Source organism: Caballeronia telluris, from assembly GCF_001544495.1.
In the GTDB taxonomy this organism is placed as follows: domain Bacteria; phylum Pseudomonadota; class Gammaproteobacteria; order Burkholderiales; family Burkholderiaceae; genus Caballeronia; species Caballeronia telluris.
On sequence record NZ_FCNZ02000003.1, the window covers coordinates 278816 to 296682 of the forward strand.

Genomic DNA, 17867 nt, shown 5'->3' on the forward strand with positions numbered 1-17867 from the left:
GTGAATCGGGAACGGTTAGAGCGCATTCACATGCTAAGATTCGATTTCCGTTGACTAGTCAATCATTGCGGTATCAAAAATGGCCGTTCATACAGCCGCGCAACATTCCAGTTCCCAGGTTCTTCCGTTTCGCGAATCGCTGATGGCGATGCTCGGCATCTCGTTCGTGACGATGCTCGTCGCGCTCGACCAGACCGTCGTCGGCACCGCGCTTCCGACGATCGTCGCCGAACTCAAGGGCTTCGACCTGTACGCGTGGGTCGCCACGTCCTATCTGCTCACGTCCGTCATCACGGTACCGATTTTCGGCCGGCTTGGCGATTACTACGGGCGCAAACCGTTCGTGATCGCGTCGATCGCTGTGTTCACCGTGGCGTCGGTGCTGTGCGGGCTCGCGAACAGCATGATGTTCCTCGTGCTCGCGCGCGGCTTGCAGGGCATCGGCGGCGGGATGCTGGTCGGCACCGCGTTCGCGTGCATCGCGGATCTTTTCCCCGACAACGTCGTGCGTCTGCGCTGGCAGGTGCTGATGAGTTCGGCGTTCGGCATCGCGAACGCGGTCGGGCCGTCGCTCGGCGGTTTCCTGACCGAATACTACGGCTGGCGCTCGGTGTTCTACGTGAATCTGCCGGTCGGCGCGGTGTCGCTGTTTTTCGTCTGGCGATACCTGCCGCATTTGCGACACGTCGCGCACGAAGGGAAGATGCGGCTCGACTGGCCGGGCGCCGCGCTGATCGCCGTCGCGCTCGGCTCGCTGCAAATGTTCGTCGAAACCGTGCCGAAACACGGCCTGACGCTCGAGACGGCCGCGCTGATCGCGGTGAGCGTCGCGAGCGCGATCGCGCTGTGGATGTGGGAGAAGCGCTGCGCCTACGCGATTCTTCCGATCGACATGTTTCGCAACAAGAGCCTCGCCGCGCTTTTCACACTCGGCATTCTTGGCGGCTTCACGATGTTTTCGCTGCTGTTCTACGCGCCGCTCCTGTTCCAGGGCGGCTTCGGAATGTCGCCGAAGGACGCCGGGCTGATGATTACGCCGCTCGTCGTGTTCATCACGATCGGCAGTATCGCGAACGGGCGCATCGTGACGCGTGTGAAGAATCCGAACGCGATGCTCTACGTCGGCTTCGGGCTTCTGGTGATCGCGTGCCTCGGCACGGTGATCGCAACGCGCGCGATGCCGCGTCCGATCCTGATGACGTTCATGCTGATCGGCGGTCTCGGCCTCGGCTTCGTGATGCCGAACCTGACCGTCTTCGCGCAGCAGACGGCGGGCCGCCAGCATCTCGGCATCGCCACGGCGCTTTTGCAATCGCTGCGGATGATCGGCGGGATGATCGGCACGGCGCTGACCGGGACGCTCGTCACGCACCTCTACGCGAGCGGCGTGCAGCTTGCGCTGGAAAAGGATCACGCGACGCACTGGCTCGCCGAACTCGCCGATCCGCAGATCCTCATCAATCGCGACGCTCAGGACACGCTCCTCGCGCAGCTCAGTGCCGCCGGGCACAACGGCGCGCTGCTGCTCGAGGCGGCGCGCGAGGCGCTCGTCGCCGCGATTCACATCGGGCTTGCGCTCGCGGCGGTCGTCGCGGTGATTTCGCTGTGGCAGTCGCGCCGCGTGCCGCCGGTGCGCCTGAAGGGGCCCGTCGAACCGACGGTCGCCGCCGAATGAACTTGCTGGAACGTACAGCCGGAAGACAGAGCATGGAAGAACAGGACCGTATCGCCGTCGTTCAGCAGTTCGGACGCACTTACCGCGCGTTCATGTCGGCGTTCGAATCGCAGGTCGGCCAGCCGATGCCGCGCTGGCGCATCCTGCGCGCGCTGCACGAGCACGCGGGCGTGCTGTCGCAGAAGAAGCTGGTGGAGCAGTTGCGCGTCGATCCGGGCGCGCTCACGCGCCAGTTGAAGGCGCTGGAGGCGCTCGGCTGGATTACGCGCAGCGTCGACGCGCGCGACAACCGCGTTTCCAACGTCGTGTTGACCGACGACGGCCGCGCTGCCGTCGATGCCGGCCTGCCGCGCAGGAACGCGTTCCTGCACGACACGATGGCGTCGCTGCCCGACGACGCCATCGCCGCGTTGTCCGATGCGCTGCGCATGCTGGAGCAGCGCATCCAGACGGTGACGGCGTCGAACGCCGCCAGCGACGACGTCTAGAAAAACGTCTCGATCACTTCGGTCACGCGGAACTTCTGATCGACGACCAGCACCTGGCGCCACTTGTCGAACGTCAGGCACGGGTGCGAGATGTCGAACGCGATCATGTCGCCGACCTTTACGTCGTCGCCCGGCTTGATGCGCAGATACGCGTGCTGATCCATCAGGCCGAAGATTTCCCAGCCGTCGCCGGGGGTGACGTCGCGCGGCGCGTCGTTGCCCGGCCGATAGTGCCGCGCCGGCTCCGGCATGCCGGCATCGAACGCGGAATCGCGCTTGCCGAGACCGATGATCGCGCGATCCGGCTCCGGAATCGACTGCACGTAGGCCCATAGTTGCAGCGCCGGCTTCAATCCCTGCCCCATTTTCTTCGCGATCGGATTGCGTGCAAAAATCTCGTTCTGCGCTTTCTTGTAGATGCCGACGTCGTGCGTCAGATAGCAGCCGGGGCGCAGCACGACTTCGATCACGTCGCTGTTCGCCTTCGCGAATTCATCGGCGACGACGTCGTACCACGCCGATCCCGCGCCCGACAAAATGGCCGGTTTGCGTGTGATCTTGCCTTCCGATACGAGCGCGCGCGTGATCGCCACCGCGTCCTGGAGGAATTCGCGCACCTTCGACTCATCCTGCAGCACGCCTTCGTACAGTTCCACGCCGGCGAGGCGAATCATGTCCGGCCAGCGCGCGATGGCGGCCAGCACGGCTTCTCGCTGGGCTTGATCGCGCACGCCGGTGCGTCCGCCCGGCACGCCGAGTTCGATCAGCACGTTCAACGGCTTCTTCACGCTGCTGAAGAATTCGCCCAGTTGATCGACGCCGTCCGCCGAATCGACCAGACAGAAGAACTCGAAATTCGGATCGGTCAGCAGCTCGGCGATCATGCCCATGTTGCGCTTTCCGACGAGCTGGTTCGCGAGCAGCACGCGATGCACGCCGCCGCGATACGCCGCGCGCACCTGATGAGCGGTCGCGAGCGTGATGCCCCACGCTCCCGTTTCGAGCTGGCGACGGAACAGTTGCGGCGCCATCGTCGTCTTGCCGTGCGGTGCGAGCTTCACGCCGTATTCCGCGACGAACGCCTGCATCCACTTCAGGTTGTGTTCGATGCGGTCCGCGTACAGCACGGCGGCCGGCAGGCTCACGTCTTCTTCGAGCAGATTCCAGTCGAGACGTCCCGCATCGCCGAGATTGATGCCCGTGCCCGGCACCATGCCGAGACCCTTGCCGAACGGGTCGATTGTCGCGTTCTGATAGTTTGTAACTTTCATGTGCTGCTACTCCATCGTCCGTTTAAATAGAGTTCTGTCGATACTTAACTGGCGCCAAGGTTGACGTCCACATGGTACCGAAAGTACGATGCGGGATAAATTGTTATTTAGTACCAAGACGGTTCCTTTTCTGGTTTTTGCCTGGATGAATGCTTCCTCTGAAACGCTTGGCTTCGACATCGTCGCCCGGATCGCCGAGCGCGCGCCCGAACTGCGTTCGGCGGAGCGCAAGGTGGCGGCGCTGATCCTCGACGATCTCACCGGCGCGTCGCGCGCTAGCATCGGCGCGCTCGCAGAAAAGGCCGAGGTGAGCATCGCGACGGTGACGCGTTTCGCGAAGGCGGTCGGCTGCGACGACGTGCGCGAGCTGAAACTGCGGCTCGCGCAGGCGGCGGCGGTCGGCCAGCGTTTCCTGAAGCGCGAGCCCGACGACTTGCCCGATTCGCTCGCGACGCGCATCTTCGAGGAAGTGCAGACGACGCTCGCGCACAACCAGGGCGCGCTGCGCGGCGCACCGATCGAAGCCGCCGCCGACGCGCTCGGCGAAGCCGCGATGATCTACGTGTTCGGCATGGGCGGCGGCTCGACCGCGCTTTCCGACGAGATGCGCTTTCGGCTCGTGCGGCTCGGTCGTCCGGTCGCGTCGTATCAGGATGGTTTGCTGCAGCGCATGGTGGCCGCGACGTTGTCGAAGGAGCACGTCGTCGTGGCGTTGTCGGTGACGGGACAGACGCCGGAGATGGTCGAAAGCTGCCGGCTCGCGCGTGAATACGGCGCGCGCGTGATCGCGCTGACCGCGCCGGCTTCGCCGCTCGCGCAGCTCGCCGACTGGCTGATCCCGATCATCGCGATCGAAACGGATTTCATCTACAAGCCGTCGTCGTCGCGTTACGCGATGATGATGGCGCTCGACCTGCTCGTTACCGAACTGGCCGTCAAGCAGGCGAGCCACAGCCGCGAATTGCTGCGCCGCATGAAACACGCGCTCGATGCGCATCGCGGCGGCGGCGAGCGCCAACCTCTGGGAGACTGACATGGAATCGCAGTTGGAGACGGCCAAGGCCGACACGCTCATCGTCGGCGCGCGCGTGATCGACGGCACGGGCGCGCCCGCGTCGGAACGCGACGTCGCATTGCGCGATGGCCGCATCGTCGCGATCACGGCGCCGGGCGGCCTCGCGGGCTGGAGTGCGGATCAAGTCGTGGAAGCGGCGGGGCGTGTGCTCGCGCCGGGTTTCATCGACGTCCACACGCACGACGACACCCACGTGATCCGCTCGCCGCAGATGCTGCCGAAGCTCACGCAGGGCGTGACGACGGTGATCGTCGGCAATTGCGGGATCAGCGTATCGCCGGTGACGTTGAACGGCGATCCGCCCGACCCGATGAACCTGCTCGGCGACGCGGGCGCGTTCCTCTATCCGACGTTCGCGTCGTATGTGGACGCGGTCAACGAGGCGCGGCCGGCGGTGAACGTCGGCGCGCTGATCGGGCATACGGCGCTGCGCAACAATCACATGGACCGGCTCGACCGGGCGGCCACGCCGGCGGAAATCGAGGCGATGCAGGCGCAGCTCGAAGAAGCGCTCGATAACGGCGCGCTCGGACTGAGCAGCGGGCTCGCGTACGGTTCGGCGTTCAGCGCGCCGCCCGAAGAGGTGAAGGCGCTGGCCGAGCCGCTCGGCCGTGCGGGCGCGCTCTACACGACGCACATGCGCACCGAATTCGACGCGATTCTCGACGCGATGAGCGAGGCGTATCAGGTCGGCCGCCACGCGCGCGTGCCGGTCGTGATTTCGCATCTGAAGTGCGCGGGGCCGTCGAACTGGGGACGCAGCGTCGAGGTGCTGAAGTCGCTCGACACGACCCGCGACGGTCAGCCGGTCGGCTGCGACTGCTATCCGTACAACCGCAGTTCGTCGACGCTGGATCTGAAGCAGGTCACGGGCGACATCGACATCACGATCACCTGGTCCGAGCCGCATCCCGAGATGGCGGGCAAGCTCATCAAGGACATCGCCGCCGAGTGGGGCGTGAGCCAGCAGGAAGCGGGCAAGCGGCTGCAACCGGCGGGCGCGGTGTATCACAACATGTCGGAGGACGACGTGCGGCGCATCCTCTCGCATCCCGCGACGATGGTCGGCTCCGACGGCCTGCCGAACGATCCGCTGCCGCATCCGCGTCTGTGGGGCGCGTTTCCGCGCGTACTCGGCCATTACGCGCGCGATACGGCGCTGATTTCGCTGGAGGAAGCGGTGCGCAAGATGACGAGCCTTTCGGCGCGGCGGTTCGGGCTCGTGGAGCGCGGCGAACTGAAGGTCGGCTTCCACGCCGATCTAGTGATGTTCGACGCCGAAAAGGTCCGCGACGCCGCGACTTTCGCGGAACCGCAGCAGCCGGCGGACGGCATCGATGCGGTCTGGGTGAACGGGGTTCTGTCGTACAGCGAGCGGGCGGTGACGGGCGACCGTGCGGGGCAATTCGTGGCGCGTGGTTCAGCTTCGAAGCTGGACGAACGCGGCGCTTTTTAAGTTCAAAGGGAGTCGAAGATGAAGCGATATGGCGTGGAAGGCGGTAAGGGACAGGGCGGCGCGCATATGCCGTTCGCGCGGGCTGTCGAGGCGAACGGTTGGTTGTTCGTCTCCGGACAGACGCCGATGGAAAATGGCGAGGTGATCAACGGCGGCATCGTCGAGCAGTCGCACAAGTGCATTCAGAACGTGTTTGCGATCCTGAAGGAAGCGGGGTACGGCGCGGAGCATGTCGTGCGATGCGGCGTGTGGCTCGACGATCCGCGGGATTTCGCTTCGTTCAACAAGGTGTTCAAGGAATATTTCGGCGAGAATCCGCCAGCGCGCGCTTGCGTCGTGTCGTCGATGGTGATCGATTGCAAGGTCGAGGTGGATTGCGTGGCGTATAAGGCGCCCTGACGCCGATATGCAACGAAAGGCCGCATGGAAGGCGGCCTTTTTCAATGATTATTGCCGCGCGAGCCGCGCGTTATCCGGCATCGGCAGATTGAAATTGGTGCGGAAAGGATTGATGTCGAGCCCGCCGCGCCGCGTATATCGCGCATAAACGGCGAGCCGTTCCGGCCGGCATTCGCGCATGATGTCCACGAAAATGCGCTCGACGCATTGCTCATGAAACCCGGTATGTTCGCGAAACGACACGATATACCGCAGCAATCCCGCGTGATCGATCTGCCCGCCGTAATAGCGGATCTGCACGCTGCCCCAGTCCGGCTGCCCCGTCACCGGGCAATTCGATTTCAGCAGGTTCGAAAACAGCGTCTCGTCGACGGGCGCTTCGTCGTGGACCGCCGTCAATAACGAAGGGTCCGGCGAATACACATCGGTGTCGAGATCGAGCCGGTCGAGCGACAAGCCGTCGAATTCTTCCATCGCGAGCTTGCCGAAATCGCCGGGAGCGGCGAGCTGCACGGAAACCGTCGCGCCGCAAATCGCCGACACGTCGCGCTTGATCGCCGCCTTCACGTCGTCGATGGAATCGAACGCCGTCTGCGCGAACGATCCGAGATAGAGCTTGAAAGACTTCGACTCGACGATATTCGGCGAATCCGCCGGCACGAAGAACGTCGCGACGGCGATCTGCGGCTTGCCGCGCCGGTTCAGCCACGACAGTTCATACGCGTTCCAGATGTCCGTGCCGAAGAACGGCAGCCGCGCGCCGATGCCGATGGCATCGCGCGCGCTCTTGCGTTCGATCGGGAACAGCAGCATCGGATCGTACTGTTCGGTGTAGACGACGGCCTTGCCGAGCGGAGATTGGTCGGGTGTCATGATGCGTTCGATATGCCACTCAAAACGTGCCCGGTCGCGGTGACGACGCGGGCCGATTCGCAATGGCGCATTTGATCGTCGAAGAAAAAGTCGGGTTCGAACTCGCGCAAAAATGCGCCCTTGTCGAGTCCGCCGAGGAACATCGCTTCGTCGATTTCGATGTTCCAGGCCATCAGGGTCCGGATCGCGCGCTCGTGCGCGGGAGCGGAACGCGCGGTGACGAGCGCGGTGCGGATGCGCATCGGCGCGGCGTCGTCGGCGATTTTCTGCAGCTTGTGAAGCGCCGCCAGAAGCGGCTTCAGCGGCCCGCCGGCGAGCGGCGAGTCCTTCTTCGTCGTCTCGTGGCCGACGAACGCGCGCAAACCGTCCGACTGGAACACGCGCTCCGCTTCGTCGGAGAACAGCACGGCGTCGCCGTCGAACGCGATGCGGATTTCGTCAGGATACTGGCTCGCGGCGCGCGCCGTCTCGGGCAGCACGCGTGCGGCGGGAAAACCGGCGTCGAGCGCGGCGCGCACGTCGTCCGGATTCGCCGACAAAAACAGCGACGCGCCGAGCGGCCTCAGATAGCCGAACGGCGCACGACCGCGCGTGAACACGCCGCGCTCGATCGCGAGCCCGTGTTCCTTGCAGGAACTGAACGCGCGCAGGCCGCTGATCGGATCGCTGCGCGACAAGATCACCACTTCGACGTGCTGCGCGCCGACGTTCATCGCGAGCAGCTTGCGGATCAGCGCAAACGCGACGCCCGGTTTTGCCGGCACGTTCAGCCGCGAGCGCTGCAACGCTTCGTACTCGGCGAGATCGCCGGCTTCGTAGACTTCGTTCTCTTCCTCGAAGTCGAAGAGCGCACGCGATGAAATCGCGACGACGAGCTTGTCTTCGAGCGTGAACGTCATCGCGTTACGCCAGGAACAGCTTGTAGACCGGGTTCGCGCCTTCGTCCCAGTACGGATAGCCGAGCGTCGCGAGAAAGCGCTCGAACGCGGCGTTTTCCGCCGACGGCACCTGAATGCCGACCAGGATCGAACTGTAATCCGCGCCCTGGTTCCGGTAGTGGAAGAGGCTGATGTTCCAGTTCGGCGCCATCGACGACAGGAATTTCATCAGCGCGCCCGGCCGCTCGGGAAATTCGAAGCGCAACAGGCGTTCGTCGCGGGCGAGCGGCGAATGGCCGCCGACCATGTAGCGGATGTGTTGCTTCGACAACTCGTCGTGCGAGAGATCGACGGTCGCGAAACCGTGCTCGACGAACGCGTTCATCATCTGCGCCGATTCGCTGCGCGTCTTGATCTGCACGCCGACGAAGATATGCGCGGCGTTCGCATCGGCGATCCGGTAGTTGAACTCGGTCACGCTGCGCGTGCCAACGAGTTCGCAGAAGCGCCGGAAACTGCCGCGCTCCTCGGGAATCGTCACGGCGAACACGGCCTCGCGCGCTTCACCGACTTCGGCGCGTTCCGCGACGAAGCGCATCCGGTCGAAATTCATGTTCGCGCCGGACGTCACGGCGACGAGCGTTTTCCCTTCGACGCCCTCGCGTTCCACATACAGCTTCGCGCCCGCGACCGCGAGCGATCCGGCCGGCTCGAGCACGCTGCGGGTGTCCTGGAAGACGTCCTTGATCGCGGCGCAGAGCGCGTCGGTGTCCACGGTGATGACTTCGTCGAGCAGTTCGCGGCAGAGCCGGAACGTTTCCTCGCCGACGAGTTTTACCGCCGTGCCGTCCGAAAACAGGCCGACTTCGGACAGCGTGACGCGCTCGCCCGCCTTGATCGATTGCGCCATCGCGCACGAATCGTCGGTCTGCACGCCGATCACCTTGATCTCCGGCCGCACCGCCTTGACGTAAGCCGCGACGCCGGCAGCCAGCCCGCCGCCGCCGATCGGCACGAAGATCGCGTGGATCGGCCCCTGATGCTGGCGCAGGATTTCCATCGCGACAGTGCCCTGACCGGCGATCACGTCGGGATCGTCGAACGGATGGACGAAGGTCAAGCCGCGTTCTTCCTGGAGTTTCAGCGCGTGCGCATAGGCGTCGCTATACGATTCGCCCGCCAGCACCACTTCGACCGTCGGGCCGCCGTGCGCGCGCACCGCGTCGATCTTGACTTGCGGCGTGGTCGTCGGAATGGCGATCACCGCGCGGCAGCCGAGCCGCGCCGCCGAAAACGCGACGCCCTGCGCGTGATTCCCCGCCGACGCCGTGATCACGCCGCGCGCGAGCACATCGGCGGGAAGCTGCGCCATCTTGTTGTACGCGCCGCGAATCTTGAACGAGAACACCGGCTGGTTGTCCTCGCGCTTGAGGAAAACCGGGTTCGAAAGCCGCACCGACAGATTGCGCGCGGGTTCGAGTTCGCTTTCCCGCGCGACGTCGTAGACGCGGGCGGTCAAAACTTTCTTCAGGTAATCGGGGTGTGCCATGCCGGGTGAGTCGCGCATTGCGACTGCGCGCCATTTTTGAGAGCGAAAACATCAATGATAGCGCCAACCTCTTCCGGATCGGCCGGGAACGGCTTTCACCGACCGGTCGGTCGCCAATAGCATCGGCGCAAAACGTCGGAAATCCGGCGAAAACGCGCTGGCAAATGCCCCTTCGGCGCGCTAGCCGCCGCGAACGGCGATATTCGCGATGGGTTAGAATTGTCTTTTCGAATCAGGATCGGAAGATGCAACGGCAGCCTCGGATCGAATCGTTTACGCATGCCCCGCGCGAGTGCCATCCCGCGGCCGAGCGGCATGCGCGTCACGCGCGATCGTGGCGCTGATTCCGGGCACCTCGAAGGCGTCAAACAGTTGATGAGCCGCTTAACAATCGAATGACCGGCCGCCTTCCCAAAATCAAGTCTTCCTCGAAAATTTGCGCCCCCACGCGCATCGTCGGGCATTGCGCTTCTCTTGGCGCATGTGCCGGCCTACCGAACCGCCGAATATGAACGCACCCCAAGCCTTCGACCCGAAGGGCGCCGCCGCCGCTGTCGCGCTGGACGCCGAACCGCGCCTGCGCGAAATTCCCTATAACTACACGTCGTTTTCCGATCGCGAAATCGTCATGCGGCTCCTCGGCGACGAAGCCTGGGCCGCGCTCGACGTGTTGCGCCTCGAACGCCGCACCGGCCGCTCGGCGCGCATGCTGTACGAAGTGCTCGGCGACATCTGGGTCGTGCGCCGCAATCCGTATCTGCAGGACGACCTGCTCGATAACCCGAAGCGCCGTGCGCTGCTCGTCGAGGCGCTGAACCATCGGCTGCATGAAATCGAGAAGCGTCGCCGGGACGATCTCTCCGAAAACAGCGACACCGCCGGCCACGACCGCGCCGCGCGCGTCGAAACGCTGGTGTCGGCCGCGCGCCGCGCCGTCGACGACTTCGCCGACGAGTTCGGCCGCATGGCGGAGCTGCGCCGGAAAGCGTCGAAGGTGCTCGGCAAATGCACGCAGAAGGACAACATCAAGTTCGACGGCCTCTCGCGCGTCTCGCACGTCACCGATGCGACCGACTGGCGCGTCGAATATCCGTTCGTCGTCTTGACGCCGGATACGGAAGAAGAGATCGCGGGGCTCATCAAGGCGTGCTTCGAGCTCGGACTGACCGTGATTCCGCGCGGCGGCGGCACCGGCTACACCGGCGGCGCGATTCCGCTCACGCCGTTCTCGGCGGTCATCAACACGGAAAAGCTCGAACAGCTCGGGCCGGTCGAGATGACGGATTTGCCCGGCGTCGATCGCCGCGTCGCGACGATTTTTTCCGGCGCGGGCGTCGTCACGCGGCGCGTGACCGAAGCGGCGGAGCAGGCGGGCTTCGTGTTCGCCGTCGATCCGACTTCGCTCGATGCGTCCTGCGTCGGCGGCAATGTCGCGATGAATGCGGGCGGCAAGAAGGCCGTGCTGTGGGGCACGGCGCTCGACAACCTCGCCTGGTGGCGCATGGTCGATCCGGAAGGCAACTGGCTCGAAGTCACGCGGCTCGACCATAACCTCGGCAAGATCCACGACATCGAAGTGGCGCGCTTCAGGCTCGACTGGTTCGACGGCACGCGCGCGCCGGGCGAAAAGCGGATCCGCACCGAAGCGCTCGACATCGCGGGGCGCACGTTCCGCAAGGAAGGGCTCGGCAAGGACGTGACCGACAAGTTCCTGTCCGGCCTGCCGGGCGTGCAGAAGGAAGGCTGCGACGGCCTCATCACGTCCGCGCGCTGGATTCTGCACAAGATGCCGGCGCACACGCGCACCGTCTGCCTCGAATTCTTCGGCCAGGCGCGCGACGCGATTCCGAGCATCGTCGAGATCAAGGATTATCTGTTCGAAACGTCGAAGCAGGGCGGCGCGGTCCTCGCCGGCCTCGAACATCTCGACGAGCGCTATCTGCGCGCGGTCGGCTACGCGACCAAGAGCAAGCGCAACGCGTTTCCGAAGATGGTGCTGATCGGCGACATCGTCGGCGACGATGCCGATGCGGTCGCGAGCGCGACCTCCGAAGTCGTGCGCATGGCGAACGGCAAGAGCGGCGAAGGTTTCGTCGCGGTGAATGCGGAGGCGAGGAAGCGCTTCTGGCTCGACCGCTCGCGCACGGCCGCGATCGCGAAGCACACGAACGCGTTCAAGATCAACGAAGACGTCGTGATTCCGCTCAACCGCATGGGCGAATACACGGACGGCATCGAGCGCATCAACATCGAGCTGTCGATCAAGAACAAGCTGCAACTCGTCGACGCGCTCGACGCGTTTTTCCGCACCGGCAAGCTGCCGCTCGGCAAAAGTGACGACGCGAACGAAATCCCGAGCGCCGAACTGCTCGAAGATCGCGTGCAACAGGCGCTCGATTTGCTCAAGCGCGTGAAGGCGCGCTGGACGTTCGTCGGCGAAAAACTCGACATGCCGCTGCGCGAGGCGCAGCACTATATGGTCGGGCTCGGCTACGAGGCGCTCGCGGAAAAGCTCGCGGACCGCGTCGATGCGCAAGGGGGCGCGACTGTGTTCAACGTCGCGCAGGACCGCACGGTGCGCGTCTCGTGGAAGCAGGAAATCCGCGCCGAACTGCGGCAGATCTTCAACGGCGGCGAATTCAAGCCGATCCTCGACGAAGCGCAGAACATCCACAAGCAGGTGCTGCGCGGCCGCGTGTTCGTCGCGCTGCACATGCACGCGGGCGACGGCAACGTCCACACGAACATCCCGGTCAACTCCGACAACTACGAGATGCTGCAGGACGCGCATCACGCGGTCGCGCGCATCATGAAACTCGCGCGCTCCCTCGACGGCGTGATTTCCGGCGAGCACGGCATCGGCATCACGAAGCTGGAATTCCTGACGGAAGACGAAATCGGCGAATTCCGCGCGTACAAGCAGCGCGTCGATCCGAACGGACGCTTCAACGCGGGCAAGCTGCTCGCGGGCGCCGATCTGCGCAATGCGTACACGCCGAGCTTCGGTCTGATGGGCTACGAATCGCTCATCATGCAGCAGAGCGACATCGGCGCGATCTCGGATTCGATCAAGGACTGCCTGCGCTGCGGCAAGTGCAAGCCGGTCTGCGCGACGCACGTGCCGCGCGCGAACCTGCTCTACAGCCCGCGCAACAAGATTCTCGCGACCTCGCTTCTGGTCGAGGCGTTCCTGTACGAAGAGCAGACGCGCCGCGGCGTGTCGATCAAGCATTGGGACGATTTCAACGACGTCGCCGATCACTGCACCGTCTGTCACAAATGCGTGACGCCGTGCCCGGTGAAGATCGACTTCGGCGATGTCACGATGAACATGCGCAACCTCCTGCGCAAGATGGGCAAGAAGAAGTTCAATGCGGGCAACGCGGCCGGCATGTTCTTCCTGAACGCGACCAACCCGCAGACGATCAACCTCGCGCGCACCGCGATGATGGGCGTCGGCTACAAGGCGCAGCGCCTCGGCAACGACATGCTGAAGAAGTTCACGAAGAAGCAGACGGCGAAACCGCCCGCGACGGTCGGCAAGCCGCCGGTGGTCACGCAGGTGATCCACTTCATGAACAAGAAGATGCCCGGCAATCTGCCGAAGAAGACGGCGCGCGCGCTGCTCGACATCGAAGACAACAAGATCGTGCCGATCATCCGCAATCCGAAGACGACCACCGTCGATACGGAAGCGGTGTTCTATTTCCCCGGCTGCGGCTCGGAGCGCCTGTTCTCGCAGGTCGGCCTCGCGACGCAGGCGATGCTCTGGGAAGCGGGCGTGCAGACCGTGCTGCCGCCGGGTTATCTCTGCTGCGGCTATCCGCAGCGCGGCTCGGGCCAGTACGACAAGGCCGAGAAGATCGTGACGGACAATCGCGTGCTGTTCCATCGCGTCGCGAACACGCTGAACTATCTCGACATCAAGACGGTCGTCGTATCGTGCGGCACCTGCTACGACCAGCTCGCGGGCTACGAATTCGAGAAGATCTTCCCGGGCTGCCGGATCATCGACATCCACGAATTCCTGCTCGAAAAGAACATTCGGCTGGAAGGCGTGAAGGGCACGCGCTACATGTATCACGACCCGTGCCACTCGCCGATCAAGACGATGGACCCGGTCAAGCTCGTGAACGAACTGATGGGCTCGAAGAACGACGGCTACAAGATCGAGAAGAACGATCGCTGCTGCGGCGAATCGGGCACGCTCGCGGTCACGCGTCCGGACATTTCGACACAGGTTCGTTTCCGCAAGGAAGAGGAGATTCGGAAGGGCGCGGCGAAGTTGCGCGATATTCCGCTCGTCGCCGAGGCGGGCGCGAACGCGATCAACCCAGCGAACGCGTCGGCCGGTTCGGCGGGTGCTGCGCCCGGTTCGGTGCTGAAGGCCGGCGACGGCCCGCAATCGAGCGGAACCGACGTCAAGATCCTGACGAGCTGCCCGTCCTGCCTGCAAGGTCTCTCGCGCTTTAACGAGGACGCGGACATCGAGGCGGATTACATCGTCGTCGAAATCGCGCGCAAGGTGCTCGGCGAGAACTGGATGGCCGATTACGTCGAGCGCGCGAACGATGGCGGTATCGAGCGCGTGCTGGTGTAATAGCGAAATCGAGGATTGTTTCGCTAGAGGTTGACGATGGACTGTGTGTTTTGCCGTGAAGACGGCGGCGAGGTTTTATGGTCGGACGACACGCTGCGTGTCGTCCTCGCCGACGAGCCCGACTGGCCGGGCCTTATCCGCGTGATCTGGAATTCGCACGTCGCCGAGATGTCCGATCTCTCCGATCAGGCGCGCCTGCGGGTCATGACGGCCGTGAACGGCGTCGAGCGCGCGATGCGGCGCGTTCTGTCGCCCGCGAAGGTGAATCTGGCGAGCCTCGGCAACCAGGTTCCGCACGTTCACTGGCACGTCATTCCGCGCCGCTCGAACGATTCACGTTTTCCGCTGCCGATTTGGGCACCGCGCCAGCGCTCGGTGCCCGAGGCGCAACTGTCGAAATGGCGCGCGCAAGCCACGCTCTTGCGCGAGGCAGTGCGCATCGAACTGGACCACGCGTTCGGCCAGAACTGAACCCCAACCATCAAGGCTCATCATGAGCGGACTTACCCGAGAGACGCCGATCCCGAGCGGCGTCGTCGTCCATTCCAAATCGCGCGCGCTCGAACTTCAGTACGCGAACGGTGAGAACTATCGCGTTCCTTTCGAACTGCTGCGCGTGTATTCGCCTTCGGCGGAAGTGCAGGGACACGGCCCCGGCCAGGAAACGCTGCAGACGGGCAAGCGCGACGTCACGGTGATCAGCGTCGAGCCGGTCGGCCATTACGCACTGCAACTGAGCTTTTCCGACGGTCATAACACCGGAATTTATTCCTGGGACATCCTGTACGACCTGGCCGCGCGCCAGGATGAACTCTGGCGCGCGTATTTCGCCAAACTGGAAGCGGCAGGCGTCGATCGCGATGCGCCGATGACGGCGGCGAAGGCGTCGGGCGGCCACTGTCACTGACACCGGTCATCGGAACAGCGCGGCGTTTTGCCGCATCAGCCGGCGCTCCGGGCGCGGGCATACAACGAATAACAGGCGAGGACGAGCGCGATGAGCAAGACCCACTTCGGTTTCGAAACGGTCGACGAACAGGAAAAAGCAAAAAAGGTGGCGGGCGTTTTTCACTCCGTCGCAAGCAACTACGACCTGATGAACGACCTGATGTCGGGCGGGCTGCATCGCGTGTGGAAGTTCTTCACGATCGGCCAGGCGAAAGTTCGCCCGGGCTACAAGGTGCTCGACCTCGCAGGCGGGACGGGCGATCTGGCGATGGCGTTCGCCAAGCAGGCGGGGCCGTCGGGCGAGGTGTGGCACACGGACATCAACGAATCGATGCTGCGCGTCGGGCGCGATCGGCTGCTCAACAAGGGCGTCATCACCCCCGCGCTGCTCTGCGACGCGGAGAAAATTCCGTTCCCGAACAATTATTTCGATGTGGTGACGGTCGCGTTTGGTCTTCGTAATATGACGCACAAAGAGGGTGCACTGGCCGAGATGCGACGGGTTTTGAAGCCGGGCGGGCGTCTGCTCGTATTAGAGTTTTCCAAGGTATGGCACCCGCTGAAAAAAGCCTACGATGTCTATAGCTTCAAGGTTTTGCCTTGGCTTGGCGACAAATTCGCGAAAGATGCCGATAGTTACCGCTATTTAGCGGAATCTATCCGCATGCATCCCGACCAGAAAACTTTAAAGACGATGATGGAACAAGCGGGCCTGGATCGAGTCGAATATTACAATTTGTCAGGTGGCGTGGTAGCGTTACACGTCGGGACCAAATTCTAGTGTTCCACTCTTTCTTAAAGGATTCGAAATGTCCGATTCGCGCTCACCCCAGTCTCGGGGTTTCCTGAAGACGCTTTTCAGGAAAGCCGGGCTTCTGGCGCTGGCTGGCGTAATCATGGCCGGCGCCATCATCACCGACGATGCGGAAGCTGCGCGCATGGGCGGCGGCCGCAGCATGGGCCGTCAGTCCGCCACGGCCACGCAGCAGCATCAGGCGACGCCGCCTTCCCAGTCGATGCAGCAGGGCCAGGCTGCACAGGCCCAGCGCGCGCCCGCAGCCGCGCCGGGTGCCGCTGCCGCGCAGCCGGCGCGCAACCGCTGGCTCGGTCCGATCGCCGGTCTGGCCGCGGGTCTTGGTATCGCCGCGTTGCTGTCGCACTTCGGGCTCGGCGAAGCGTTCGCCGGCGCGATGGCGAACATGATCATCATCGCGTTGATCGTGATGGCCGCCGTCATGCTGTTCCGCTTCATCATGCGAAAGCGCGCCGCGGGCAACACGCCTGCGTACGCCAATGCGGGCGCAGGCGCGGGTTCCTCGCCGTTCGGCGGCTCCGCGCGCACGACGCTGAACCAGGAGCCGGGCTACAGCGCGCCGTCGTCGGGCGGCTATATCCCGCAAAGCGCGGCGAGCACGACGGACGTCGCGCCGGCCGTCACCGTTCCGGCGGGCTTCGACACCGACGCCTTCATGCGCAACGCGAAGGTCTACTTCGTGCGCCTGCAGGACGCCTGGGACCGCGGCAACGTGAACGACATCCGCGAATTCACGACGCCCGAGATGTTCGCCGAAGTGAAGCTCGACATCGACGCGCGTAACGGCAAGCCGAATCGCACGGACGTCGTGCAGTTGAACGGCGACCTGCTCGGCGTCGAGGATCGCGGCTCGGAGTATCTGGCGAGCGTGCGTTTCCACGGGCTGATCCGCGAGTCGGAAGGTGCGTCGGCGGAGCCGTTCGTCGAGATCTGGAACCTGTCGAAGCAGAAGGCGGGCAACGAAGGCTGGCTGCTGGCCGGCATCCAGCAAGTCAACTGACGACGTTTCCGGTGCATCGGCTGGATGGCCGATGCGCGGAATGCGCGTCCGGCGGCCAGCCGGTTGCGAAGGTACGAAGGTAGAATAGGAACCCGCGCGAGCTACCGCTTGCGCGGGTTTTTTCATCTCATAGCCGATGACGAACGCAGACGAATCCGCCCGTTTTCCCGCAAGTCCCGCCGTCAAGACCGCATCGAAAGCGTTCGCGGCCGCTGTCAATCATCTGCTCGCCCGTGAGTCGTGGGCTCGTGAGCGCTTCAAGCCCTACGCCGGCAAGACCGCCCGGCTCGCCTCGCCGCCTTTCGCGCTGTCGCTCGTGGTGCAGCCGGACGGGCTGATCGCCGGTATCGACGAAACGCAGGCGCCGCTCTTCGACGTCACCATCTCGGTGCCGCCCGACGCGCTGCCGGCCTTCGTGCAGGGCGGCCAGGCGGCCGTGATGAAGCACGTCAGGATCGAAGGCGATGCGGAATTCGCGACGACCATCGCGAAGCTCGCCGAGCATTTGCGCTGGGAGCCGGAAGAGGACCTCGCGCGCGTGATCGGCGATGCGCCCGCGTACCGCATCGGCGCGGTCGTGCGCACGGTTCACGAGCAGGCGCTTCGGACCGGTCGCAACGTGCTGGATACGGTCGCCGAATACCTGCTCGATGAAAAGCCGCAGCTCGTGCGCCGCAGCGCGCTCGACACGTTCAACGCCGACCTGTCGCGCGCCCGCGATGCGCTGGCGCGCGTCGAAAAGCGCATCGAGCGGCTCGAGCGCGCGCAATCCGCAGCCGAAGCCCGCGGCGCTTCCGCGCCCGGCGCCGCCGCACTTCCGCGCGGCACGCGCAACTAAAGA

At 64.3% G+C, this 17867-nt stretch carries 15 protein-coding genes; 11 read left to right on the top strand and 4 right to left on the bottom strand.

The window, feature by feature from the left end:
• Positions 1-79 precede the first annotated feature (79 nt).
• Together AWB66_RS05990 and AWB66_RS05995 are read left to right on the top strand one after the other, a co-directional pair.
• Positions 80-1675, top strand: coding sequence for an MDR family MFS transporter (locus AWB66_RS05990; RefSeq protein WP_087629340.1), 1596 nt, complete (start codon positions 80-82; stop codon positions 1673-1675).
• Positions 1676-1707: 32 nt separating this feature from the next.
• Positions 1708-2163 (top strand): MarR family winged helix-turn-helix transcriptional regulator, encoded by a 456-nt coding sequence (locus AWB66_RS05995; protein ID WP_087629341.1) that lies wholly within the window; start codon positions 1708-1710, stop codon positions 2161-2163.
• Here the strand turns inward: AWB66_RS05995 and AWB66_RS06000 are convergent.
• Positions 2160-3434 (bottom strand): amino acid deaminase, encoded by a 1275-nt coding sequence (locus AWB66_RS06000; protein WP_087629342.1) that lies wholly within the window; start codon positions 3432-3434, stop codon positions 2160-2162. The genes AWB66_RS05995 and AWB66_RS06000 overlap by 4 nt on opposite strands.
• Positions 3435-3579: 145 nt before the next feature.
• Here AWB66_RS06000 and AWB66_RS06005 point away from each other — a divergent pair, with 145 nt between their 5' ends.
• The 3 genes from AWB66_RS06005 to AWB66_RS06015 are packed head-to-tail and all read left to right on the top strand — an operon-like array spanning position 3580 to position 6364.
• Positions 3580-4467: a MurR/RpiR family transcriptional regulator gene (locus AWB66_RS06005; RefSeq protein ID WP_087629343.1), complete on the top strand. Its 888-nt coding sequence runs from the start codon at positions 3580-3582 to the stop codon at positions 4465-4467.
• Between the two features lies 1 nt (position 4468).
• Positions 4469-5965, top strand: a complete 1497-nt coding sequence (locus AWB66_RS06010; RefSeq protein WP_087629426.1) for an N-acyl-D-amino-acid deacylase family protein — start codon at positions 4469-4471, stop codon at positions 5963-5965.
• 18 nt (positions 5966-5983) lie between these two features.
• On the top strand, positions 5984-6364 hold the full coding sequence (locus tag AWB66_RS06015; RefSeq protein ID WP_087629344.1) for a RidA family protein: 381 nt from the start codon (positions 5984-5986) through the stop codon (positions 6362-6364).
• A gap of 48 nt (positions 6365-6412) precedes the next feature.
• On the opposite strand, the gene queF is transcribed toward AWB66_RS06015, so the two are convergent.
• From queF to ilvA, 3 genes are read right to left on the bottom strand one after another with little or no spacing between them, the layout of a single operon-like run.
• Positions 6413-7237 carry an NADPH-dependent 7-cyano-7-deazaguanine reductase QueF gene (gene queF / locus AWB66_RS06020; RefSeq protein WP_087629345.1) on the bottom strand — a complete coding sequence of 275 codons (825 nt, stop codon included), beginning with the start codon at positions 7235-7237 and terminating at the stop codon, positions 6413-6415.
• Positions 7234-8136 (bottom strand): 5'-nucleotidase, encoded by a 903-nt coding sequence (locus tag AWB66_RS06025; RefSeq protein WP_087629346.1) that lies wholly within the window; start codon positions 8134-8136, stop codon positions 7234-7236. Before AWB66_RS06025 ends, queF begins: the two co-directional genes overlap by 4 nt.
• 4 nt (positions 8137-8140) lie before the next feature.
• Entirely contained in the window at positions 8141-9664 is a 1524-nt protein-coding gene (gene ilvA / locus AWB66_RS06030) for a threonine ammonia-lyase, biosynthetic (RefSeq protein ID WP_087629347.1), read from the bottom strand.
• A gap of 508 nt (positions 9665-10172) precedes the next feature.
• Here ilvA and AWB66_RS06035 point away from each other — a divergent pair.
• The 6 genes from AWB66_RS06035 to AWB66_RS06060 all read left to right on the top strand — a co-directional run bounded on the left by AWB66_RS06035 (position 10173) and on the right by AWB66_RS06060 (position 17864).
• Positions 10173-14264: an FAD/FMN-binding oxidoreductase gene (locus tag AWB66_RS06035; protein WP_087629348.1), complete on the top strand. Its 4092-nt coding sequence runs from the start codon at positions 10173-10175 to the stop codon at positions 14262-14264.
• 36 nt (positions 14265-14300) lie between these two features.
• Entirely contained in the window at positions 14301-14735 is a 435-nt protein-coding gene (locus AWB66_RS06040) for an HIT family protein (protein ID WP_087629349.1), read from the top strand.
• Positions 14736-14757: 22 nt separating this feature from the next.
• Complete coding sequence (locus tag AWB66_RS06045) at positions 14758-15171, top strand: gamma-butyrobetaine hydroxylase family protein (RefSeq protein WP_087629350.1); 414 nt, start codon at positions 14758-14760, stop codon at positions 15169-15171.
• A gap of 90 nt (positions 15172-15261) precedes the next feature.
• On the top strand, positions 15262-15993 hold the full coding sequence (gene ubiE, locus AWB66_RS06050) for a bifunctional demethylmenaquinone methyltransferase/2-methoxy-6-polyprenyl-1,4-benzoquinol methylase UbiE (RefSeq protein ID WP_087629351.1): 732 nt from the start codon (positions 15262-15264) through the stop codon (positions 15991-15993).
• Between the two features lie 28 nt (positions 15994-16021).
• Entirely contained in the window at positions 16022-17026 is a 1005-nt protein-coding gene (locus tag AWB66_RS06055; protein WP_087629352.1) for a Tim44 domain-containing protein, read from the top strand.
• Positions 17027-17162: 136 nt separating this feature from the next.
• A complete protein-coding gene (locus tag AWB66_RS06060) occupies positions 17163-17864 on the top strand; it encodes a ubiquinone biosynthesis accessory factor UbiJ (protein ID WP_087629353.1) in 702 nt (233 codons plus the stop codon).
• Positions 17865-17867: the final 3 nt, after the last annotated feature.

Excerpts from the sequence above, each read along its gene's own strand:
- AWB66_RS05990 (WP_087629340.1), top strand. The coding sequence starts at position 80 with ATGGCCGTTCATACAGCCGCGCAACATTCCAGTTCCCAGGTTCTTCCG.
- AWB66_RS05995 (WP_087629341.1), top strand. The coding sequence starts at position 1,708 with ATGGAAGAACAGGACCGTATCGCCGTCGTTCAGCAGTTCGGACGCACT.
- AWB66_RS06000 (WP_087629342.1), bottom strand. The coding sequence starts at position 3,434 with ATGAAAGTTACAAACTATCAGAACGCGACAATCGACCCGTTCGGCAAG.
- AWB66_RS06005 (WP_087629343.1), top strand. The coding sequence starts at position 3,580 with ATGAATGCTTCCTCTGAAACGCTTGGCTTCGACATCGTCGCCCGGATC.
- AWB66_RS06010 (WP_087629426.1), top strand. The coding sequence starts at position 4,469 with ATGGAATCGCAGTTGGAGACGGCCAAGGCCGACACGCTCATCGTCGGC.
- AWB66_RS06015 (WP_087629344.1), top strand. The coding sequence starts at position 5,984 with ATGAAGCGATATGGCGTGGAAGGCGGTAAGGGACAGGGCGGCGCGCAT.
- queF (WP_087629345.1), bottom strand. The coding sequence starts at position 7,237 with ATGACACCCGACCAATCTCCGCTCGGCAAGGCCGTCGTCTACACCGAA.
- AWB66_RS06025 (WP_087629346.1), bottom strand. The coding sequence starts at position 8,136 with ATGACGTTCACGCTCGAAGACAAGCTCGTCGTCGCGATTTCATCGCGT.
- ilvA (WP_087629347.1), bottom strand. The coding sequence starts at position 9,664 with ATGGCACACCCCGATTACCTGAAGAAAGTTTTGACCGCCCGCGTCTAC.
- AWB66_RS06035 (WP_087629348.1), top strand. The coding sequence starts at position 10,173 with ATGAACGCACCCCAAGCCTTCGACCCGAAGGGCGCCGCCGCCGCTGTC.
- AWB66_RS06040 (WP_087629349.1), top strand. The coding sequence starts at position 14,301 with ATGGACTGTGTGTTTTGCCGTGAAGACGGCGGCGAGGTTTTATGGTCG.
- AWB66_RS06045 (WP_087629350.1), top strand. The coding sequence starts at position 14,758 with ATGAGCGGACTTACCCGAGAGACGCCGATCCCGAGCGGCGTCGTCGTC.
- ubiE (WP_087629351.1), top strand. The coding sequence starts at position 15,262 with ATGAGCAAGACCCACTTCGGTTTCGAAACGGTCGACGAACAGGAAAAA.
- AWB66_RS06055 (WP_087629352.1), top strand. The coding sequence starts at position 16,022 with ATGTCCGATTCGCGCTCACCCCAGTCTCGGGGTTTCCTGAAGACGCTT.
- AWB66_RS06060 (WP_087629353.1), top strand. The coding sequence starts at position 17,163 with ATGACGAACGCAGACGAATCCGCCCGTTTTCCCGCAAGTCCCGCCGTC.